Consider the following 21803-nt stretch of genomic DNA (forward strand, 5'->3'; position numbering starts at 1 on the left):
GATTAACGCCTCTGCCGTATGAGTAATGTCAGGAAGAAAGGCGCACCGATGGCAGCGACGAAAATTCCTGCCGGTAAATCCAGCGGCAGAAACAAGGTACGCCCCAGCAGGTCCGCCAGCATGACCATGCACGCCCCGAACAGCACGGCCATCACAGCCTGTGCGGTGCCAGTGGTTCGCGAGATCATGCGCGCCATATGAGGAGCCACCAAACCAACGAACGCGAAGGCACCGCCCCAGGCGACAGCCACGCCAGCCAACATCGACGCCACCACCAGAAGCAGTGCTCGCGTCCACTGCACCCGAACACCGATCCCGGTCGCCAGGGCATCATCGAGCGGGGCCAGTAACGTCAGCCGCATCAGCGGTATCAACGCCGCTCCCAGCAACGCACACCAACCAGCCAACGCCGTCACTTCCGACCAGTTAGCGGCATAGACGCTGCCGGTCAACCACACATAGGCCGAAAGGGTCGTCGTCAACGGGCTAGCTACGAGGATGAATGTCGTCACGGCTCCCAACAATGCCGAGACGCCAATGCCGATCAATACGAGTCGTAACGGGGCCACTCCCCGCTGCCAGGCCAGCAGATAGATCGCGAATGCGGTGGATAGCGCGCCCAGGATCGCCGCCAGCGGTAACCAGGCCATGCCCCAGTTGGTCGCCAACAAGGAAAAATATCCTACGGCCGCAGCACTCGCCCCACTGGTGACGCCCACGATGTCAGGTGAAGCCAGGGGGTTACGCATCACTTGTTGAAACAGCCATCCCGACATCCCCAGAGCACCACCCACCAGCGCGCCCAAAAGAGCACGCGGCAATCGCAACTGTATGACGATCAACCCATTCTCGCTCGTGGGGGTGGTCAGTGCCACACCGAGCTGTGATAGCGAGAGAGGTACCCTGCCTACCGCAAGCGATACTCCCAGCACCACCAGTGACAGCAACAGGATGGCCCCCACCCTGCGCCAAGGCTCGGGTGTCACAATGCGTGAAAACCCCGGTAGCCTGATCACCCAATGCTCAGGCATGCCTCACTCCCTGACGACGAATCAACGCGACGAATACCGGCGCACCGATCAATGCCGTCATCACGCCGACGGGCACTTCGCCAGGCAGTATCACCACTCGACCGACGACATCGGCCAACAGCAACAGCGTTGCGCCCAGCAAGGCACAGCCCGGGATCCAGGCGCGATGATCGACCGGCAACCATCCTTTGGCGATATGCGGCACGATCAAACCCACGAAAGCGATATTTCCAGCCATTGCCACCGAAGTACCAGCCAGCAACACGATCAGGATCACCATCATCGCCTGCAGACGATACACTCGCAGCCCCACCCCTTTCGCCACGGCCTCTCCAGCAGCCAGTACATTCATACTGCGTGCCAGCGGCCAGACACAAAGCATGGCTATCAAAGCCAGCGATATGAGCGGCCAGATAGTGGCCAGAGGCCGACCGGCAACAGACCCGGCCAGCCAGAACAACACCGTATCCAGCCCCTGTTGATCGATGACGAGCAGTGCCTGACTAAACGCATTGCAAAGCGCCGTCAGGGCGGCACCCGCCAGCACCAGATGCAACGGACCTGACAGTGAACGCCCGCGCATTGCAACCCACCAGACGATCCCCGCTGCCAGAGTGGCTCCGAGCAATGCACCGGCATACCAAGCCCAGGGCGACATCACCGTCCACACCGACACCAACGAGACGATGACCAATAACGCCCCGGCATTGATCCCTAACAGCCCGGGAGACGCCAGCGGATTGCGTGTCAGGGTCTGGATCATGCAACCCGCCACTGCCAGACTCGCGCCGACGACCATGGCCACCAGGGTACGTGGTAGTCGGGTGGTACGAATCAGCAGATCCGCCACGTCGGTGGGTGATGGCGACCACAGCGCTTGCCAGATGGTCAAGGGGCCGAACCAGTACGCACCCGACATCAGGCTGAGCAGAGAGGCCCCCAGCATCGCCACCGCAAACAGCCATAACCGTCTTCTCATGACAGCGCCTCACGAGCATCCAGCCAGTGCTCGATATCATCGAGCATTCGCTGCGCTCCGAGGATGCCGCCTGCCAAGACCCAAGCAACAGGATCGACGTCAATGACCCGACCTTCACGAGGCGCGGCCATACGCTGCCATAACGGATGACGTGTCAATCGCTTATAGTGAGCCTCGACCGCTGGACTATCGCTATGCCGTATCACGAAGAAAACATCGGCATCGACCTTCGGCAAACTCTCCACGCCGCCAATCCGCAGCGAAATACCGGAAGCTTCCTGACTGGCCTGATTCCACACGAAACCCAACGCACGCAATACTGACCCGCCAAAGCTGTCGGGCAGGTAGCTGCGCAACTCATCGGCGCGAATGTCCAGCAGCGATACCGTGACGGGCCAGCGCGCTGCGAAATGCGCGGCCAAGCGCGACCGCAGTACGTGCATATGGGCCTCGAACCCCGTGAGAAGCAACGAGGCTTCCCGCTGGTGTGCCAGCGCACGCCCCATCACTTCCAAGGTCGTCCTGAACCGGAAGATGTCATCTAGCATCACGACGGGGGCGATGCGTGACAGCAATGGAGCAATCCGAGCGTGGCGGAACCGTGACGCGATGATTACATCGGGCGCCAGCAGAACGATGTCCTCCAGGCTAGGCTGCGTTTCAAGACCCACCAGCGACACGTCAGCAAGGGCCTCTCTCAGGTAGGGATAAACCGGTTTATCTTGCCAGGATTCCACGACGCCGACGGGGATCACCCCCAAGGCAACGGCCGTATCGGTCGCTCCCTGAAACAGGGTAACGACCCTGGGCATGACATTCGCTGCATTGGCGTGGCCCAGCACCGGACTCATCCCCAACGCGGCCATCGCCATCAATAGCGTACGCCGGGACAGCCCCCGGGAACGGGCCGGTGAGCATGCCATTTCCTGCCCCCGGCCCTCGCTACCGCATTGCTGACATCTAACCACCGACCGATCCGAGTAACGATATTGCACGTCTATATAATAACAAGTGTCATTTCCATCGACATATGAGATGAATTATCATAAACAAATGATAAACATGCACTTGCTTGACGGCAACCTGCAATGCGTTCGACACGACATTAGATCGTAAACCAACAAGGGACATTACAGATCATGCGAAACAACCAGTCACCCGACAAGCGCCGGCTGCTACCGGCCACACTGGGAGCTCTCATTCCTTTGGCGGCACCGACATCTGCTCTCGGCCAGGACACGACCGTCACCGATCATGGTCAACTCGACCCACAGGTCATCACTGCGACACGTAACAAGAGCTTTGCCGATGACACGCCCCAGAAGACGACCATCATCACTCGGGAGCAAATCGAGCAACAGTTGACCATCACGCAGGACTTCGGTGAAGTCCTTAGCCAATTGATTCCTTCCTATTCGCCGAGTCGACAGAAACTCTCCAGCGCCGGCGAAACCTTTCGCGGACGCTCGCCGCTTTTCCTGATCGATGGCGTGCCACAATCCAATCCACTGCGAGACGGTGCGCGTGATAGCTACACCATCGATCTCGCCATGGTCGAGCGCATCGAGGTGATTCATGGGGCCAGCGCCGAGCATGGCCTGGGCGCCACCGGCGGTATCATCAATTTCGTGACCAAACGTGCCGATGCCGGTCGCTTCAATCAGCATGCCGGCGTTCAACTGACCAGCGACGACGATTTCGAGTCAGAGGGGTTCGGACACAAACTGGACTACCGAGTCAGCGGCCAAGACGGCGACTGGGATTATCTGGCAGCCGCGACCCAGCAACAACGCGGCGTGTTCTATGACGGCAACGATGAGCTTGTCGGCATCGCCTACCCAGGGGAATCGCAGAATTCCGAAAGCTACGACCTGATGGCCAAACTCGGTTATTGGATCGACGACAACCAGAACCTCGAGTTCTCCGTCAATCACTTCGACCTGGAGGGAGAGGGGGATTATGTACCGGAATCCGGAGATCGAGACGAGGGACACCCGACGACCGCACGCAAGGGCGATCCTATCGGTGACCCCGGTTACAACGAAGTCACCAAAGCCCACCTCAATTATTCACACGATGATTGGCTGGGGAATGAGATCGATGCTCAGTTGTATACTCAGCGCTTCCGTGCCCAATTCGGCATCACGCCCTACTTTCCCTACCAGGACGCTAACGGTGACACCCGCTACGACCAGACTCGCACCGAGTCCGACAAGATCGGCGCCAAGTTCACCGTCAGCCGAGACGGCCTCCTCGATGATCGGTTACGCCTGACATCCGGCCTGGATCTGTTACAGGACGAGACGCGTCAGATGCTGGTTCACACCGGACGCACTTACGTACCGGAAATGCAGTTGCGCAATTACGCGCTTTTCCTGCAGGGCGATTATCAACTGACCGATGCCTTGAGCCTGCATGCCGGTGCACGTCATGAGGAAGCCGAGCTCAACGTCGACGACTTCTCGACCATCGATCGCAGCAATGTCACCCAGGATCAAGTGGCCGTAGACGGCGGTAGTCCCAGCTTTGACGAGACACTGCTCAATGCCGGTGTGGTTTACCAGGCGACCGACCGGGTTCAACTCTACGCCAATTACTCGGAAGGCTTCGGTATGCCGGATGCCGGCCGCGTACTACGCGGTATCGATGATGCCGGCCAGGATGTCGATACGCTACTGCAACTGCAGCCCATCGTCACCGACAACCGCGAAATCGGTGCTCGATTCGACTGGGAACGCTATGGGCTGGAAGTCAGCTACTATGAATCCAACTCCGAGTTCGGTGAGCGACTCGCCTTCGAGAACGGCACGTGGGTGGGCAGTCGGGAGAAAACCGAGATTCAAGGCCTGGAGATTACCGGTGATGCCCGGATCAATGAGGCCCATAAACTGAAGCTCTCCTATACCCACGCCGAAGGAGAATCGGATACCGACGGTGACGGCGATGTGGACACTGAGTTGACCGGCATCAATATCGCTCCCGATACGCTGCGCTTGGGCTGGAGCGCCTCCTGGAACGATAGACTCTCCTCACACCTGCAATACAGCCACTATTTCGATCGTAGCATCGACGATCCTGAGCTCGAATTCGACGGTTATGGTCTAGTGGATGCTTCACTGACCTATCGGCTCCCCGTGGGTCGTACCAGTCTGGGTATAGCGAACCTGACCGACGAGGATTACTTCACTTACTATTCCCAAGCCGCCCGAGCAAGCGACGACTATTACTTCAAGGGGCGAGGTAGAACTCTGACATTGGGATATCAAGTCGATTTCTGAACGCGACAACGTCATGCTCCATGAGCACTGAAGGGACATCGTCTTCCCCTATGGGGTGGGCGATGTCCCGGTCGCCGCCAGGCTCGACGCTTGCATCACAGTGTGGAGCATGGGGTGCTGGCAATGGACGTCTACGCTTTCTACTGATTTGCACGGCGACGCCCGTGCGTCGCCTTAGTGACGTGCACGAAAGTGCTGCTCCCCGGGTGCAATGTCGTTACGGAGCCTATCGCACAAGTCCGAATCGAGTTCAGGGTCGTCCGGGGACAACAACCCACATGTCTTGAGCGCTCGCCGCACGCTCATCTTTTCATCCAGACGTTCATAAACGACGCGCACGCAGCTAGGCATACGCTCGCTATTATCGGCAACTCCGAGTTTGAGTCCCGTCAAACGATGCACCTGGCTTCGGAAGCTGGGGAACAGGATGGTCTGGGTCACTTCGTTACCGTTGAGCGTCTCGTGATCGATCAGGAAAAGACGGTCCGCCAGGCGGAAAGCGAGACCGTGATAGCGGTTGTGGCAGGTGCGCGCACCAGGACGCACCCGCATGCGCTCGGTTCGTTGGTAGACCACGCCATGCTCGCGGGCCTCCAGGCAGACCAGCGTACGGATCAGGTGACCGGGCCGGGACATCGAGTGGTAGTACTCGAAGTAGCACCCCAGATAGCGCCCCATGTCGTTCTGACCTCGGGTCAACAGCTCACTCGGCCACTCCGGGGGCACCCCGGAGGCCGCCGCACGGGCATCGCGGCCCGCCTGGACCAGTGTACGAAATTCCGAATGGGGCAGGTAGAGCTCGTGCTCCTCGACGCCGAACAGGGCGCAGATGCGCTGCATGACGACGTGACGCGGGCGGTAGCGACCGCTGAGGTAGCGGTTGAACTGGGAACGATTGATATGCAGGCGCCGGCAGACCTCGGCAATGGAGGGATAGTAACCACACAGCAGGCGCAGGTTCGCCACGAAATCGTCTTGCATGCCATTGGCTCCGGGCCACTACACCAACCGGTATGGTGCAGTCTGATGCACTTTGGTATGCCAAGTATGCACCGCTATGCATCAGTGCGCCAAGTTTCCTCAATACGATCAACTGTTTCAATCAAGGAGCGCTATCACTAATACAATATCGGAGACCCATAATGCTTGAACTGCTCAACGAGCTCCTCTGGGGCAAAATCCTTCTCGTCCTGCTGGTCAGCGTGGGCATCGGCTTCACCGTAGCCTCGCGCTTCGTCCAGTTTCGCTACTTCGGCCGCATGTTCCAGATCCTCGGCTCTCGCCAGGCCTTCCGTCATGACAAGCATGGCCATCTCAGCAGCTTTCAGGCGCTGGTGCTGTCCGTGGCCGGCCGCGTAGGCGGCGGCAACATCGCCGGCGTCGCCGTGGCCATCACCCTGGGCGGCCCGGGAGCGGTGTTCTGGATGTGGCTGGTCGGCCTGATGGGCATGGCCACGAGCTTCCTGGAATGCACCCTGGCCCAGACATTCAAGCAGCCTCAAAGTGACGGCACCTATCGCGGTGGCCCGGCCTACTACATCGTCAAGGGCCTTGGTCGCAACTGGCGCTGGCTGGCCGGTTTCTATTCCGTGCTTCTCCTACTGACCTTCGGTTTCGCCTTCACCGCTCTGCAGTCCTATGCTGTCTCAACCTCCTTCAACGACGCCTTCGGTGTGCCGGTCTTTTACAGCGGCATCGCTCTGGCCATGCTGGTTGGCCTGATCATCTTCGGCGGTATCAAGCGAATCGCTCGCATCTCCGAGGTGCTGGTGCCATTCATGGCCGTAGGCTATCTGGCGATCGCGCTGATCGTCATCGGCATGAATATCGACCGCGTACCCGAGGTCGTGACTCTGATCGTCAAGAGCGCCTTCGGCCTCGAGCCGGCCATCGGTGGCGGTATTGGCGCGGCCATCATGATGGGTCTCAAGCGCGGCCTGTTCTCCAACGAGGCCGGCCTGGGCAGCGCCCCGAACGTGGCCGCCGTAGCCTATGTGCCGCACCCAGCCAACCAGGGCATCGTGCAAGCCTTCTCGGTGTTCATCGACACCGTGATCATCTGTTCCTCCACCGCCTTCTTGATCCTGCTCAGCGGTGCCTATGAACCGGGAGCCAGCGGCAATGTCGAGGGAATTGCCCTGACCCAGGCGGCATTGGCCGACCATGTCGGCGAGTGGGGACGCTCCTTCGTCAGCGTGGCGCTGCTGCTGTTTGCCTTCAGCACCATCCTCTATAACTACTACCTGGGCGAAAACAGCCTGAACTTCTTCAGCCGCAACAACCAGAACCTTTTCAACGCCTTCCGCGTGGCAATCGTACTACTGGTGTGCTGGGGTGCCACCACCGACCTGGACTCAGTATTCGGCTTTGCCGATGTGACCATGGGCTTGCTGGCGGTCACCAACTTGGTTGCACTGATTCTGCTGTTCAAGAAGGGCCTGCGCATCCTCAAGGACTACGACGATCAGCGTCGCCAGGGCGTGGCCCAGCCGATCTTCGACGCCAACCAGCACCCGGACCTGAACCTCTACCCGCAGGCCTGGGATCTCGAGCCAGAGGACCTGGAGCGCCTGCATGCCAGCAGCGCCAAGGCGACCCGTGCCCCCATCGCTGAATGATCTACGCCTGTCCTGCTACCGCGCCGGTCCGACCCTTGGAAGGGCCGGCGTACTTATCTGACGCAAGAGCGCTTACGCCATGACTACACGCATCGAACACGACCTGCTGGGAGAACGTGCCCTGCCGGCGGACGCTTGGTACGGCATCCAGACCCAGCGCGCACTGGATAACTTCCGCACCACCGGTATCCCGATCAGCCACTTTCCCGAACTGGTACAGGCGCTGGCCATGGTCAAATCGGCCGCGGCCCGTGCCAATCAGGAGCTCGGCGTGCTCGAGCTCCGCAAGGCCGAGGCGATTCAGGCCGCCTGCTCCGACATCAGGGCCGGCGCGCTGAACGACCAGTTCGTGGTCGACCTGATCCAGGGCGGCGCGGGAACCTCCACCAACATGAACGCCAACGAGGTGATCGCCAACCTGGCGCTAGCCAAGCTGGGCCATCCCAAAGGAGCCTATAAACACCTGCACCCCAACGACGACGTCAATCGCTCCCAGTCGACCAACGACGCCTACCTCACCGCCGCCTGCCTGAGCCTACAATTCGCCGCACAGCCACTGACCGAGGCCATCGGCACACTAGGTGATGCCCTGCAGGAGAAGGCCGTGACCTTCACGGACGTGATCAAGATGGGGCGCACCCAGTTGCAGGACGCCGTCCCCATGACCCTGGGCCAGGAGTTCGAGGCTTTTGCGGTGAATCTTGGCGAGGACATCGACCGCCTGCGAGAGGCCCAGCAACTACTGTGCGAAATTAACCTCGGTGGTACTGCCATCGGCACTGGTCTCAACGCACCGGCACACTACCAGGCGCTTGCCGTCGAACACCTGGCACAGCTGTCCGGACGTCCGCTGGTGCCGGCATCGCACCTCATCGAGGCCACCTCGGACATGGGGGCCTTCGTCTTCCTGTCGGGGGTTCTCAAGCGCTTCGCCATCAAACTGGGCAAGCTGTGCAACGACCTACGCCTGCTCTCCAGTGGGCCGCGTACCGGGCTCGGGGAAATCACACTGCCCCCAGTGCAACCCGGTTCCTCGATCATGCCCGGCAAGGTCAACCCAGTGATCCCCGAAGCGGTGAACCAGACCGCCTATCAGGTGATCGCCAGCGATCTCGCAGTGACCATGGCCGCCGAGGCAGGGCAGCTGCAGCTCAATGCCATGGAGCCGATGATCGTATACAACCTGCTCAATGCCATGCGCATGCTGGAGGAAGCCTGCCACATGCTGTGCAGCCGTTGCATCAAGGGCATCGAAGCCAATCGTGAGACCTGCGCCCGGCACGTCGAGCGTAGTATCGGGGTGGTCACCGCTCTGGTTCCGCACATCGGCTACGCCAACGCTACGCGCATTGCCCGACAAGCCCTGCAAAGCAATGCCACGATCCGCGAGCTGGTGATTGCCGAAGAGTTACTGGATCCCCAACGACTCGATGCGCTGCTGACCCCACAGGCGATGCTGGCCCCCATGACCGAGGCGTAATCATGGCAAGAATTCTACTCCTGTACACCGGTGGCACGTTGGGAATGCAACTCTCGGCGACGGGCTATGTGCCCTCGGCTGACTTCGCCGAGCGCCTGGACGCGGCCCTGTCTGTCTATCCGGCCGATCTCCTGCCTGACTACGAGCTGCAGACCCTACAGCCACTGATCGACAGCGCCGATCTCACCCCTGCGAGCTGGAACCAGTTGATCGCCACCCTGGCCGACGTGTGGACGACCTATGACGGCTACGTGATTCTGCACGGCACCGACACCATGGCCTACACCGCCTCGGCGCTCTCCTTCCTGCTCGGGGCGCTAGACAAGCCGGTAGTGCTCACCGGCGCCCAGATCCCAATGGGCGAGCCGCGCAGCGATGCCCTGAACAACGTCATCCTGGCCATGCAGGCGGCTGGACACCCGCGTGCGCCCTGCGAGGTGTGTATCGCCTTCCACGACCGCCTGCTACGCGGAAACCGTGCGCGCAAGTGCCGAACTCAAGGCATGGATGCCTTCGACTCGCCCAATTTCCCCTGGCTTGGTGAGGCAGGCATTCACCTGCAGTTCTCCGATATTCCGACACTGTCAGTCGGCTCTCCCGATCTGAGTCCAGCAACCTTCGAGGCCGGACACATCGGCGTAATGCACTGCCATCCAGGGATGTCTCCACGCCAGGTGGTACACCAACTCGACGAGCCTGAACTACGGGGTTTGGTACTGCTGACTTATGGCGTCGGCAACCCCCCCGGCCTGGCTGGCCAGTTGCTAACCAGCCTACGTCAAGCCACCGAACGCGGCGTGGCTGTACTCAACGTGAGCCAGTGCGGTCAAGGTACCGTGCAGCAAAGCACCTACGTGACTGGTGCACGACTCACTGATATCGGCGTCATCGCCGGCCAGGACATCACACTCGAGGCAGCGATCGCCAAGCTGGCGGTACTCCTGGCCCGTGGGCAGCACGGTCAAGCGCTACGCGACGCCCTGTCCCACCCGTTACGCGGCGAGATGCGCGCACTAGCCGTCGATTCTGAGTAACCGCACGGTGCGTCAATCACCCATGTGGCCCAACAAGTCCGCCTGGACGACCTCGATCCAATAGCCATCGACGTCCTTGACGAACACGACGTTTTTCATCTTGCCCTGATCGGAGCGTTTGATGAATTCGACGTCATTGGCATCGAACCAGGCTTCGGCCGCTTTCAGGTCCGGCACCGAGAAGCAGATGTGCCCGAAGCCCTGGGGTTCGGCATTACCGTCATGGTATTGCAGATCCGGATCGTCCTCGCTGCCCCAGTTGTGGGTCAGCTCCAGCAGGCCCTTCTGGCTGAAGGTCCAGACGGTGCGCTGGGCGTCATCGTCAGGGACATTGTCGTCGGCTTCCAGTCTGGCCAGGAAGTAGAGGGTGAACTGCATCTCCTCGAAATCCAGGCGGCGCACCACGCTCATGCCGAACACCCGGCTGTAGAAGGCCAATGCCTTCTCCGGGTCCTTGATGCGCAGCATGGTGTGATTGAGGCGGAAGCCTTGCGATTCGGCAGTCGGCTGCTTCACGCCGGGATGCTGTTCTCCATTGAAGCTCATTCGGGCTCTCCTCATGTCAGTTGAACGGTGATGCCATCAGCGACGACTCGCCAGGAAGATGGGGATGATACCTGCCGGTTACCACCCCTATCATCGTGCTACCGATCTATACCGTGCCCTCCTTCATCAGTTCACCGATATGCTCGGCCTGACGAATCGCCAACGAGACGATGGTCAGCGTCGGGTTTTCCGCGGCCGAGGTGGTGAACTGGCTGCCATCAGAGATGAACAGATTGGGAATTTCGTGGCTCTGGCCATAGCTGTTGCATACCCCCTCCTCGGCCTTCTCGCTCATCCGGCAGGTGCCCAGATTGTGGGTCGAGGGATAGGGCGGCACTTCGTAGACGTCGTGGGCGCCCACCGCCTTGTAGAGATTGCTGCCCTGGCGGTAGGCATGTTCACGCATGGCGACGTCGTTGGGATGATCGTCATAGTGCACATTGGCCACCGGCAGGCCATGCGAATCCTTGGTCTCGCTGAGCGTGATGCGATTGGTCTCGCGCGGCATGTCCTCGCCCACCAGCCACATGCCCGCCATATGATCGTATTGATCCAGTGCGTTGGTGAACTTGTGCCCCCAAGCACCGGGGTCGAGGAAGGCAGCCATGAAAGGCAGGCCCAGGGACAGCGTCTCCATCTCATAGCCGCCGACGAAACCACGCGCGGGATCATGACCGGATTCGTCGGCGATGATGCCGGCCATGGTCGTCCCGCGATACATGTGCACCGGTTCGTCGAAGGTCGCGTAGACCGAGCCGGTCATGTGGCGCATGTAATTGCGACCCACCTGGCCGGAGCCATTGGCCAAGCCATCCGGGAACATCGCGCTCTCGGAGTTGAGCAGTAGCCGTGGCGTCTCGATGGAGTTGCCGGCCACCGCCACGATTCTGGCTTGCTGTCGCTGTTCATTGCCGTCGGCATCGAAGTAGACCACCGCCGTCACCTTGCCGCTGTCATCGTGCTCGATTCTGGCCACCTGCGATTCCGGTCGCAATTCCATATGGCCGGTCTCGATGGCGGCCGGCAGCTCGGTATAAAGCGTCGACCACTTGGCGCCGGTGGAGCAGCCCTGGAAGCAGAATCCCCGCTGCTGACAGGCCGCACGGCCATTGCCGCTGACCGTGTTGATCGCCATATGCCCGGTATTGCAGGAATAGCCGAGCTTCTGGGCGCCTGCATACATGACCTTGAAGTTATTGTTGCCGGGCAATCCCTTGTTGCCATGGGTACGGGTCACGCCCATGCGCTTCTCGGCGTTGTCATAATACGGAGCAAGATCGTCATAGCTGAGCGGCCAATCCTGCAGGTTGGCGTCGGCCACTTCACCATAGTGCGACAAGGCTTCGAATTCGTGCGGCTGGATGCGCAGGCTGGCGCCGGCCCAATGCACGGTGGTCCCGCCCACGGACTTGACGATCCAGGCCGGCAGATTGGGGAAGTCCCTGGCCAACCGAAAGCTGCCCGAGGTGGTGCGACCATCCAGCCAGGAAAGCTGGCTGAAGGCGGCCCACTCGTCGGCGACGAAATCCCCTCGCGTGTGGATCGCCCCGGCTTCCAGAACCACCACATCGATGCCCTGCTGGGCCAGTTCGTTGGCCAGGGTGCCGCCACCGGCTCCCGAGCCGATGATCACGACGACACTCTCGTCATCATGATCGAACGTTGCTTGATTGTCTGTCATGGCCATGATGGCTGCTCCTCGAACGGTTCCAGGATTCAGGTGTCTTCGCCCGGCAGGTATCCCCCTTCCGGCTGCGGCGGATCAGGCAGCCATGTCAGGTCATTGAAGCCGTTTCTCAGGTAACCGGCGTCGCCCTCCTCGCCCTGATAGCCGAAGTGAGCAAAGGCCAGGTCGTTGTCGTAGAGCGACACCACGGCATTCGCTCGAATCTGCTCGAAGAAGTCGCTTTCGGCCATCGGTTCGAGGACGGCCATACGCGCATCATCATCGAGCGCTAGCCAATCGCCATCGGCCTGGTCATCCAGTGATGCAACACCGTCACTCAACAGGGCGTGGACAGCGTCGTCTTCGCTGGCCATGCGATCGAGATCCTTGACCACATAGGCGTAGACGGCATCTTCTAGGTCAGAGTGCGGGAAGATCTGCCTGGCCACGGCCAGCAGCATCTCGCCTTGATGTGAATCGAGGGTATCCAGCGACATTGCCCAGCTCCGCGTTGGCGCAATCAGCGCAATCGGGCCGGTGGCAAAGGCCAGAGTTCCGACAATGACGCCACCGCTACTCTTGAGAAAGACACGGCGGGAAAGCGTTGTTGACAGCATGGCGGGTTTCTCCCATCTCGACACGCATCATCGGCGTGCCGATTATTGTTGTCTTGATGGATGCCGCCCTTCGGGCCAGCATCTGATCAAAGCGTAGGCCCGGGACGATCCCCGCGGGTAACATCGGGTTACTACTTAGCCTAAGGTCTGATAACGGATCGCAAGGAGCACCAATGGATGCGCCGAATCGCTGGCCCACGCCAGTGGATGAAGCTAATGTAATAAGATGCCCTTTGCGTATCGATGAGTGTTCGCCATGTGCCATGTATATGCTTCTACCGATCCCAGCCGCTATGAAAGCACGACGCGTTCCGTACGCTTGCAAGGCTGCGTCACCAGCGTGCGGCTGGAAAACGAATTCTGGGAGATCCTCGACGGCCTGGCCGCCGAACAGGGGATGTCCGCCGGCCGCTTCATCAGTAAACTCTACGGAGAGGTGATCGAGGACAAGGGCGAAGTACCGAACCTCGCCTCGATGTTGCGCGTTGCCTGTGCCGTTCATTTGCACCTGCGAGCCGGTTCATCGCCCGAATCGGACACGGCTGGCTCTCAATCGCTTGACCAACGACTCGCTTGATGTCGCACCCAGCGGACGATATCAGTATGGCCAGGGACTGGCGGCCATGGATAGTGGCCTTGCTCCTCATGCTGCTTACCGGGTGTGCCGGCCAGGCCACCATTCCACGCGATGACAGCCGCCAGGCCGAGGACCTTTCCATCGAGCGGGCACTGATTCTGTCGCGCGCCAAACGGGCCATGGGTACTCCCTACCGCTGGGGTGGCACGAGCGAGTCGGGATTGGACTGTTCCGGCCTGGTCCAGATGAGCTACCAGGCCGCCGGCATTGCCGTACCGCGCTCCTCCGACGCGCAGTACCGTGAATTACCGAGTGTCGAGACGGCACGGCCGGGCGACCTATTGTTCTTCGCGACCGGGAAAGGACGCGGCAAAGCCAACCACGTTGGTATCTATCTCGGTGATGGGCGCATGATCCATGCGCCGGGGAGAGGGAGAACGGTCACGACCACCTCGCTGAATCTCGACTACTGGCAGGATCGTTACCTGGGTGCTGCCGGACCGGCCCCCTGATCGGGACTACGCCGTCGGGCGGCGTTTGAGGGTCGTACGCCGCTCATGATAAGCGATTGCCAGACCGCTGCCGATGATGACCAGGGTGCCCACATACACCCACAGATCCGGCATTTCTCCCCATAGCCACCAACCGAGCAGCACCGCCCAGACCATGGCGGTGTAATCGAATGGCGCTGCCAGGGCCGCCGGAGCATAACGGAATGCCAGGGTGATGCACGCCATCGCACTGACGCCAAAGATGCCGGCTCCCAGGAACCCCAACCAGTGAACGGGCCAGGGCGTGGTCCAGGCCCAGGGGAGCAGCACGGCCGTGATGATCAATGGCACCAGCGTCACGTAGAACACCATCGCCCAGAGAGACTCCCGTACCCCGTACCGACGGGCCGTGATCATCAACAACGCATAGCACAGCGCTGCCCCGATCACGACGAAGGCACCAGGATGAAATCCGGCTGCTCCCGGCCGCACCACGATCAGCACGCCCAGGAAGCCCACGATAGCGGCGATCAAGGGCAGGCGATCGACCTTTTCTCCCAGCAAGGGCACGGATAGCAGGGTCACGAACAGCGGTGCCGCAAACGCGATGGCCGTGGTTTCCGCCAACGGCAACATCGTCAGACCGAATACGAAACAGAACATGGTGCCGGTCGCGATCAGGCCTCGGATCAGATGCACGCCGGGGCGACGCGTCGTGAGCTTGCGCAGCCCACCATTGAAGTGCGCAATCAAGGCAATCAGAGGTATCGATACCAACGTACGGAAAAAGATGATCTGAACCGGTGAATGCACCTCTCCCAACCACTTGGAGATGGCATCGCCCACCGACAGGCAGAACACCCCGGCACACATCCACAGGATGCCCTGTAGCGACGACGTCATCGATACCTCCTGCTGCACGAATGGTGAATGAAACCTCGCCTAACATAACCGACCCGGTCGGCCATGGCGATGGATGCAGACAGAAGTGAAAATAGGGAAGCCGATGCTCCCCTGACCGTCTTATGACGACGCGCTGCAGGACGCAATGTTGTCGGCAAGCCGTTCGATCAGTTGGGGATACAGATCCGGCCCCAAGGGCAGATCCACACCCAGCGGATCGATGACTTCGGAGGTGCTGACGTCACTGTCGCCGAAGACCGTCTCGACCATTCCCGTGCACTCCTTCGGGGCAGTCGGGTCGTTACCGGCCGGCCATTATCTCACGACCATGCAGTCGATGCCCTGCTGGAAAAGCTGTTCGCAGGCCTGACGCGCTTCGCCCTCTTCCATATCGACCAAACGAGCCCGAAACACCGTCTGTTGAGTGGATGGCTTCTGCGTGACGTCCACCTTCGGCTGCAGCCTCTCTTCCAGGTGATTGGCCGCCTGGGAGGCCAAGTAACGCGCTTGGTCGGCGTCGCTGAAGGCACCGACCTGGATAGCCCAGTCACCGCCGACCATGGTCTGGCTTTCCGCCTGAGCGATCAACGCCATGATCGGATCATCGGACAATCGGGTATCGACACTCGTCATATCCTCGGACGGCGGAGACGGGGACGATTGGCTCTCGGTGGCAGCGACCTCGATCGGATCATCCGCATCGATCAACTCAGCCATACGGACAGGCGCCGATACCGGTAATGGGTCGACATTGCCCGAGACATCGGCACTGGCGACCCAGTCATTGCCCGTTGCCAATGAGGCTCTTACGAAGCCGCGGTCCAGTAACTTCGCCATGTGCTGATCACGCGATTTGGCAGTAAAGCCTCCCATGACGACGGCGATCAGACGACGACCTTCGCGCACTGCCGAGGTGGCGACATTGAACCCCGAGGCATTGATATAACCAGTCTTGAGGCCATCGGCACCGGCATAGTTATCCAGCAGGCGATTGTGCCCGTTATGGGTCTTGCCTCGGTAGACGAACTGAGTCTTGGAAAAATGATGGTAATACTGCGGGAAATCGTGCATCAGGCGTACCGATAGAATCGCCATGTCACGCGCCGTGCTCACCTGGTCGCGATCGGGGAGACCGGAAGGGTTACGAAAATGCGTGGACATCATGTCCAGTTCTCGGGCCTTGGCGTTCATCTGGCGGGCGAACCCCGATTCACTCCCGCCCAGCGCTTCCGCCACGACGGTGGCGACATCATTGGCGGAACGCACCACCAGCGCGGGAATCGCCTCGCGCACCGTAATGCTGCTACCCGCCTTGAGCCACAACTTGGACGCGGGTTTGGATGCCGCATGGCTCGACACCGGCAGCGGCTGGTCCGGATTGACGCGCCCCTCTTCCAGCGCCTCGAACAGTAGATACAGCGTCATCATCTTGGTCAACGAGGCGGGATAACGCCTCGCATTGGCGTTCTCGGCGTGCAATACTTCACCACTGGCGGCATCGACCACGATGGATGCATAACGCGGATTCGCTGCCTGTGCCGATGAGGCCAGACCCAGCATCAGCGTCGCCATCATCATTAGCATGAAGGGTAGTGAGATCAGGTACCCAACGCGCGAACGGGGTGGTTCTCTCATCTATTGTTATCTCCCGATCGTTCCCTGCTACATAAGCACCACAATGCATAATAGAAGCATTATGGGCATGTATGGCAATCTGTCCAGCGAAAGACCGCCATATTAGCCCTCCAATTCCTCGCTTTGAACAAGGAGTCATGCCATGAGCGATGCCCCACGTCTGATCTGTTTCGCTGGTAGCGCACGCCGTCAATCATTCAACAAGCGTCTGGCCCGTTTGGCGGCTTCAAACCTGGAAGCACACGGTGCCGACGTCACCCTCATCGACCTGGCCGATTACCCCATGCCGATCTATGACGGTGACCTGGAAAACGAGCAGGGCGTCCCGGAACCCGCCCAAACCCTCAAGGCGCAGTTTCGTGACAGTGATGGCTTCCTGATCGCAGCGCCTGAATATAACAGTAGCCTGGCGCCACTTCTCAAGAACACCCTCGACTGGATCTCGCGGCGAGAATCGGCCGATGAACCGCCCCTGGCGGCATTCAACGGCAAGGTGGCCGCACTCTGTGCGACCTCGCCAGGGGGCTTTGGTGGCCTGCGCGGCCTGGTTCCATTGCGGATGATGCTAGGTAATATCGGCGTCCACGTCCTGCCTCAACAACTGGCTGTGGCCCATGCCAATCAGGCGTTCGACGACCGGGAACAACTCGTCGACGAACAGCAGCGGCAAACCCTGGATACTCTGTCTGGCGAACTGGTTAAAGTGTCACGCCAACTCACTCGGTGACCCACCGACCCTCGCCTCCAGGTGTCGATCATGGATTCATGCGAATCGCGCTGGCCGCGACGAGGCGTTACGGCGCATTCTTCACGGTCAGTGTCACGCCATAGTCCCGGTCGACATCCATGCAGCGCAACTCGGAACCACAGCCAAGGCCGTCATTGACCCGCAGGTACCAGGTGCCTGCAGGCAACATTGTCTCGATCCGGAAATTGCGCCCCTCGCCACCATGCCAATCACGCGCCACGACGTTCCCCTGACTGTCGAGCAACTGACCATTGGGTACCACCGACACCATGCGGCCAAGCGGAATGTGACTTTCCAGCACGATTCGGGCTGGTGTATCCAGCGTAAAGGTGAAAGTGTCGTAGCCCGGCCCCAACATGCCCTCATAAGGCTCGCCAAGCATCAACGGGATCGCGCGTTCCTCCAATGAGGCAGTGGCACATCCCGTGAGCCACAGCGCGACCAGGACAACGAGCCCACACCGAGTCATCGACCATCGATCGGCGAACGTCAGTGACGACGTTTCGAACAGACGTGGCATAACGTACTCCCCACTCAATGACTCCGATCCCCATGAGACCACGAGGAGCGACCATCAACTCCCCACCAATCCCCTTGAACGGCATCCCACTGGGACTTGCGTACGACGGCTTCGCCGCCCTGTTTCACACCGACGTAGCGCTTTAACACAACTAGCCAATGACTCGACAGGCCACCGCAATACCACCCAATGCTTGTACAGTCGATCGACTGCTTCACTCACGGGTGGCATCGTCGTCGCTGGATTCGGGGTTCAACTCCAAATTGGCCCGTTCTACCAGGTCATGCGGTAGCTCCTTCTTGACCGCCACGCCCAGGTCCTTGAATTCAGCGGTTTGCTTGATCAGGTTGCCGCGACCGTTGACGAGTTGGCCCATGGCCTTGTCATAACTGGTACGCGCACCATCGAGTTTCTTGCCGACATCCTCCATGCTGCCCAGGAAGGCGGTCAGCTTGTTGTAGAACTTTTCAGCCCGGCTGGCGAGCTCGGCAGTGTGCTTGCTCTGATCCTCGAACCGCCATAGCTGGCGAACGATGTTTAGGCTGGTCAACAGCGTCGTCGGCGTCGCCACCAGCACATTGTTTTCGATCGCGCGCTGGTAAAGGCTCTCATCGTGTTTGAGCGCTTCGACATAGGCCGACTCCACGGGGATGAACATGATCACCACTTCCGGCGAATTCAGACCCGGCAGGTCATAATAGTGGCGGTCCGAGAGCTCACGAATACGGTCCGATACGGCCTGGCAGTGCTCCGCCAGCGCCTGACGTCGCTCCTGCTCGTCTTCACTGTTCACATAGCGAGTGTAGGCCGCCAGGGAGGTCTTGGCATCGATCACCATATGCTTGTCCTGGGGTAGATAGACGATGGCATCCGGACGCTGGCGCCCGTCCTCGGTCGCGAAGTTGACCTCGCGTTGGTAATCCTTGCCCAGGCGCAACCCGGCCCCATCAAGGACGTTTTCCAGCATCAACTCGCCCCAGTTGCCTTGCAGTTTTTTCTGCCCTTGCAAGGCCTTGGTCAGCTTGTCAGCCTGATCGGTGATCTCGCGGTTGAGCGACTGGAGGTTCTTGAGCTCGGTCCGCAAGGCCACCCGCTGCTCGGTCTCCTGATGATGAATCGACTCGACTTTTTCGCGAAAGCCTTTCATCTCACTCTGGATCGGCTGCAACAAGCCATTGAGATTCTTCTGCGATAACTCCGAAAACGCTTTGCCCTTGCGTTCGAGAATGTCGTTGGCGAGATTCTCGAATTCCTGCTTGAGCTGCTCCCGGTTGCGTTCGAGTAACGTCAATTGTTCCTGGAAATGCGCCTGCTTCAATTCCAGTGTCTCCGCTAGCCGCGTTTTCTCCTGCAATACCTCCTGGGCACGCTTCTGCTCGGCAGTCAATTGCGACTGCAGCGACTCCCGTTCATGGCGAACCTGGCCCAGTGACTGCTCCCGCGCCTCGAGCTCGGACTCCAGCCTGGCAATGCGCACCCGGTCATCCGATTGGGCGGTCTCAGCTGCTTTCAGTGCTTCACCGAGTCGAGCCACTTCCCCGCGTTGGTATTCAAGCTGTTCCCGCAGTACCGCAGCGTCTGACTCCAGCGCCTGGCGTCGTCGCGCCGCTTGCCAACTGGCCAGGGCCCAGGCCGCCATGCCTGTCAGCATCATGGCAACGAGCGAATAGATAAGCGGGTCGAATGGCATGCAGAATGTCCTTGTCGATCAGAAGTGATAACGCTGCCATCAATGGTATCCTGATGACATGTAGCCCATCCATCTGGGGTGACATTTCTGGTTTCCGGGAGCTCTCATGAACGCACCTACTTCCTTGGCCATAGCCGGCCTGACAGCCGTGATTCTCGCCACGACCGGACTGACGGGCTGCACCGTCAACACCTATCCTGACGGCAGCCGCGAAGCTGTCTGGGGAACCCCTCAGGACGATGACCCGAATCGTGCCGGCACCATCCGCGACGAAACCGGCGAGACTCGCCCACAGAACGACGCTCCGGACTGAGGCAGTTCGCCCCCGGGCATAGCCTGCACGCCCTCTGCGCCCAACTCATGTGGTTTTTGGACAGGGCTTGGTGTGCTCCAGCCATGGCATACCCCCCGCCTTTGTCGCATAACTAGGCATCTCGTTCATGAATCTCACGAGCACCGGCAAGTCACCCGCACGATAACTACAATCCTTGCGGAGCACGCGATGGCAGAGGCAATCATCGAAACATCCCACCTCAGCAAGCACTTTAAAGGCTTCAAAGCGGTGGATGATATTTCCATTCATATCGAACCGGACACGATTCATGCGTTGATCGGTGCCAACGGCGCCGGCAAGACCACCTGTTTCAACCTGCTGACCAAGTTTCTGACACCCACGACCGGTTCCATCCGGTTCAAGGGACAGGATATCACCGGACTCAAACCCGACCAGGTCGCCCGTCTAGGCATGGTGCGCTCTTTCCAGATATCCGCCGTCTTCGGTCACCTGAGCGTACTGGAGAACGTCAAGCTGGCACTGCAACGGCATCGCGGCGAATCCTATGATTTCTGGGCTTCGCGCCGGCGTCTCGATCACCAGCGCGAGCGTGCCTTGACGCTGCTGGATGATGTCGGGTTATTGGATGTTGCCGAGACCCCTGCTGCCGAGCTGCCCTATGGTCGCAAGCGGGCGCTGGAGTTAGCGACCACCCTGGCCCTGGACCCCGAAGTCATGCTGCTCGACGAGCCTCTGGCCGGCATGGGTACGGAGGATGTCGGCCGTACGGCAGAGCTCATCCGCTCGGTGGCACGAGGGCGTACCGTGCTGATGGTGGAACACAATCTCGGCGTCGTCGCCGAACTGTGCGACCGGATTACCGTCCTGGCACGTGGCGAAGTGCTGGTGGAGGGCGACTATGACAGCGTGTCCCGCGATGAACGGGTCATCGAGTCCTATATCGGAGGAGCACAACAGCATGCCTGATACCGCCAGAAATTTCGTCGGTGAACCGTTACTGGCGATTCACGACCTGCATGCCTGGTATGGAGAAAGCCATGTTCTGCATGGCATCGATATCACCGTCCCTCAAGGCACGGTAGTGACACTGCTGGGCCGCAATGGCGCAGGCAAGTCCACCACGCTGAAGTCGATCATGGGGATCGTGCCCAAACGGCAAGGCTCCATTCGACTCCAGGACCACGAAATCATCGAACTCGCGCCTTATGCAATCGCCCCGCACGGTGTCGCATTCTGTCCCGAGGACCGTGGTATCTATGCCACGCTCGATGTCAAGGAGAACCTCGAATTACCACCGCGCATCGACCAGCATGGACTGAGCACCGAACAGATCCTCGACTTGTTTCCCCAACTCCGCGAACGTCTCCATAGTCCGGGTTCCAAGCTCTCCGGCGGCGAACAGCAGATGCTGGCGATCGGACGCATCCTGCGAACCGGTGCGCGCCTGCTACTGCTGGATGAGCCCACCGAGGGGCTGGCGCCCAGTATCGTCGAACAGATCGGCGACACCATCGCCCGGCTCAAGCAGCAGGGCTACACGATCCTGCTGGTGGAACAGAACCTGCGTTTCGCCATGTCGGTCGCCGATTACCATTACCTGATAGACCATGGCCAAGTGGTGGCCAGCTACGATCGCCAGACCATCGAGCAGCATACCGATACCCTGCTCGAACGACTCGGCGTATGAAACGCCAT

At 60.1% G+C, this 21803-nt stretch carries 22 protein-coding genes; 10 read left to right on the forward strand and 12 right to left on the reverse strand.

Going from position 1 to position 21803, the window contains the following annotated elements:
- Nucleotides 1–2: 2 nt before the first annotated feature.
- The 3 genes from FVV99_RS00690 to FVV99_RS00700 are packed head-to-tail and all read right to left on the reverse strand — an operon-like array spanning nucleotide 3 to nucleotide 2933.
- Nucleotides 3–1031: a FecCD family ABC transporter permease gene (locus FVV99_RS00690; RefSeq protein WP_148252085.1), complete on the reverse strand. Its 1029-nt coding sequence runs from the start codon at nucleotides 1029–1031 to the stop codon at nucleotides 3–5.
- Nucleotides 1024–2010 carry a FecCD family ABC transporter permease gene (locus FVV99_RS00695; RefSeq protein ID WP_148252086.1) on the reverse strand — a complete coding sequence of 329 codons (987 nt, stop codon included), beginning with the start codon at nucleotides 2008–2010 and terminating at the stop codon, nucleotides 1024–1026. The genes FVV99_RS00690 and FVV99_RS00695 overlap by 8 nt, the downstream gene beginning before the upstream one ends.
- Nucleotides 2007–2933: an ABC transporter substrate-binding protein gene (locus tag FVV99_RS00700; RefSeq protein WP_148252087.1), complete on the reverse strand. Its 927-nt coding sequence runs from the start codon at nucleotides 2931–2933 to the stop codon at nucleotides 2007–2009. The genes FVV99_RS00695 and FVV99_RS00700 overlap by 4 nt, the downstream gene beginning before the upstream one ends.
- 216 nt (nucleotides 2934–3149) lie before the next feature.
- Here FVV99_RS00700 and FVV99_RS00705 point away from each other — a divergent pair, with 216 nt between their 5' ends.
- On the forward strand, nucleotides 3150–5288 hold the full coding sequence (locus FVV99_RS00705) for a TonB-dependent receptor (RefSeq protein ID WP_148252088.1): 2139 nt from the start codon (nucleotides 3150–3152) through the stop codon (nucleotides 5286–5288).
- Between the two features lie 174 nt (nucleotides 5289–5462).
- Here the strand turns inward: FVV99_RS00705 and FVV99_RS00710 are convergent, their stop codons facing one another.
- Nucleotides 5463–6269 carry a helix-turn-helix domain-containing protein gene (locus FVV99_RS00710; RefSeq protein ID WP_148252089.1) on the reverse strand — a complete coding sequence of 269 codons (807 nt, stop codon included), beginning with the start codon at nucleotides 6267–6269 and terminating at the stop codon, nucleotides 5463–5465.
- 161 nt (nucleotides 6270–6430) lie between these two features.
- On the opposite strand from FVV99_RS00710, the gene FVV99_RS00715 reads away from it, so the two are divergent.
- The 3 genes from FVV99_RS00715 (at nucleotide 6431) to FVV99_RS00725 (ending at nucleotide 10420) form a co-directional block, all read left to right on the forward strand.
- Complete coding sequence (locus tag FVV99_RS00715) at nucleotides 6431–7906, forward strand: alanine/glycine:cation symporter family protein (RefSeq protein ID WP_148252090.1); 1476 nt, start codon at nucleotides 6431–6433, stop codon at nucleotides 7904–7906.
- Between the two features lie 79 nt (nucleotides 7907–7985).
- Nucleotides 7986–9386, forward strand: a complete 1401-nt coding sequence (locus FVV99_RS00720; protein WP_148252091.1) for an aspartate ammonia-lyase — start codon at nucleotides 7986–7988, stop codon at nucleotides 9384–9386.
- Nucleotides 9387–9388: 2 nt separating this feature from the next.
- Nucleotides 9389–10420, forward strand: coding sequence for an asparaginase domain-containing protein (locus FVV99_RS00725; protein WP_148252092.1), 1032 nt, complete (start codon nucleotides 9389–9391; stop codon nucleotides 10418–10420).
- A 12-nt stretch (nucleotides 10421–10432) separates the two neighbouring features.
- Here FVV99_RS00725 and gloA read toward each other — a convergent pair whose 3' ends face one another.
- The 3 genes from gloA to FVV99_RS00740 all read right to left on the reverse strand — a co-directional run bounded on the left by gloA (nucleotide 10433) and on the right by FVV99_RS00740 (nucleotide 13249).
- The gene (gloA, locus tag FVV99_RS00730) at nucleotides 10433–10966 is read right to left on the reverse strand and encodes a lactoylglutathione lyase (RefSeq protein ID WP_148252093.1); all 534 of its coding nucleotides are present in this window, start codon (nucleotides 10964–10966) and stop codon (nucleotides 10433–10435) included.
- Nucleotides 10967–11072: 106 nt separating this feature from the next.
- On the reverse strand, nucleotides 11073–12653 hold the full coding sequence (locus tag FVV99_RS00735) for a GMC family oxidoreductase (protein WP_148252094.1): 1581 nt from the start codon (nucleotides 12651–12653) through the stop codon (nucleotides 11073–11075).
- 29 nt (nucleotides 12654–12682) lie between these two features.
- Nucleotides 12683–13249, reverse strand: a complete 567-nt coding sequence (locus FVV99_RS00740) for a gluconate 2-dehydrogenase subunit 3 family protein (protein ID WP_148252095.1) — start codon at nucleotides 13247–13249, stop codon at nucleotides 12683–12685.
- 256 nt (nucleotides 13250–13505) lie between these two features.
- Between FVV99_RS00740 and FVV99_RS00745 the strand changes: the two genes are divergently transcribed.
- Both FVV99_RS00745 and FVV99_RS00750 read left to right on the forward strand, forming a co-directional pair.
- Nucleotides 13506–13826 carry a ribbon-helix-helix domain-containing protein gene (locus FVV99_RS00745; protein WP_148252096.1) on the forward strand — a complete coding sequence of 107 codons (321 nt, stop codon included), beginning with the start codon at nucleotides 13506–13508 and terminating at the stop codon, nucleotides 13824–13826.
- Nucleotides 13826–14338: a C40 family peptidase gene (locus FVV99_RS00750; RefSeq protein WP_236645249.1), complete on the forward strand. Its 513-nt coding sequence runs from the start codon at nucleotides 13826–13828 to the stop codon at nucleotides 14336–14338. The genes FVV99_RS00745 and FVV99_RS00750 overlap by 1 nt, the downstream gene beginning before the upstream one ends.
- Nucleotides 14339–14344: 6 nt before the next feature.
- On the opposite strand, the gene FVV99_RS00755 is transcribed toward FVV99_RS00750, so the two are convergent.
- From FVV99_RS00755 to FVV99_RS00760, 3 genes are all read right to left on the reverse strand, one after another.
- Nucleotides 14345–15220, reverse strand: coding sequence for a DMT family transporter (locus FVV99_RS00755; protein ID WP_148252097.1), 876 nt, complete (start codon nucleotides 15218–15220; stop codon nucleotides 14345–14347).
- A gap of 120 nt (nucleotides 15221–15340) precedes the next feature.
- Nucleotides 15341–15490 carry a hypothetical protein gene (locus FVV99_RS18485; RefSeq protein ID WP_161598942.1) on the reverse strand — a complete coding sequence of 50 codons (150 nt, stop codon included), beginning with the start codon at nucleotides 15488–15490 and terminating at the stop codon, nucleotides 15341–15343.
- A 45-nt stretch (nucleotides 15491–15535) separates the two neighbouring features.
- On the reverse strand, nucleotides 15536–16855 hold the full coding sequence (locus tag FVV99_RS00760; RefSeq protein WP_236645250.1) for a D-alanyl-D-alanine carboxypeptidase: 1320 nt from the start codon (nucleotides 16853–16855) through the stop codon (nucleotides 15536–15538).
- Nucleotides 16856–16997: 142 nt separating this feature from the next.
- Here FVV99_RS00760 and FVV99_RS00765 point away from each other — a divergent pair, with 142 nt between their 5' ends.
- Nucleotides 16998–17582 carry an NADPH-dependent FMN reductase gene (locus FVV99_RS00765; RefSeq protein ID WP_148252098.1) on the forward strand — a complete coding sequence of 195 codons (585 nt, stop codon included), beginning with the start codon at nucleotides 16998–17000 and terminating at the stop codon, nucleotides 17580–17582.
- A 67-nt stretch (nucleotides 17583–17649) separates the two neighbouring features.
- Here the strand turns inward: FVV99_RS00765 and FVV99_RS00770 are convergent, their stop codons facing one another.
- Nucleotides 17650–18123 (reverse strand): hypothetical protein, encoded by a 474-nt coding sequence (locus FVV99_RS00770; protein WP_148252099.1) that lies wholly within the window; start codon nucleotides 18121–18123, stop codon nucleotides 17650–17652.
- A 214-nt stretch (nucleotides 18124–18337) separates the two neighbouring features.
- Nucleotides 18338–19813, reverse strand: a complete 1476-nt coding sequence (rmuC, locus tag FVV99_RS00775) for a DNA recombination protein RmuC (protein WP_148252100.1) — start codon at nucleotides 19811–19813, stop codon at nucleotides 18338–18340.
- 106 nt (nucleotides 19814–19919) lie between these two features.
- Here rmuC and FVV99_RS00780 point away from each other — a divergent pair, with 106 nt between their 5' ends.
- The 3 genes from FVV99_RS00780 to FVV99_RS00790 all read left to right on the forward strand — a co-directional run bounded on the left by FVV99_RS00780 (nucleotide 19920) and on the right by FVV99_RS00790 (nucleotide 21795).
- Nucleotides 19920–20126, forward strand: coding sequence for a hypothetical protein (locus FVV99_RS00780; protein WP_148252101.1), 207 nt, complete (start codon nucleotides 19920–19922; stop codon nucleotides 20124–20126).
- 189 nt (nucleotides 20127–20315) lie between these two features.
- Nucleotides 20316–21074, forward strand: a complete 759-nt coding sequence (locus FVV99_RS00785) for an ABC transporter ATP-binding protein (RefSeq protein ID WP_148252102.1) — start codon at nucleotides 20316–20318, stop codon at nucleotides 21072–21074.
- Nucleotides 21067–21795 (forward strand): ABC transporter ATP-binding protein, encoded by a 729-nt coding sequence (locus FVV99_RS00790; protein ID WP_148252103.1) that lies wholly within the window; start codon nucleotides 21067–21069, stop codon nucleotides 21793–21795. Before FVV99_RS00785 ends, FVV99_RS00790 begins: the two co-directional genes overlap by 8 nt.
- Nucleotides 21796–21803 lie beyond the last annotated feature (8 nt).

The sequence above is a fragment of the Aidingimonas lacisalsi genome (assembly GCF_008079445.1).
GTDB lineage: Bacteria > Pseudomonadota > Gammaproteobacteria > Pseudomonadales > Halomonadaceae > Aidingimonas > Aidingimonas lacisalsi.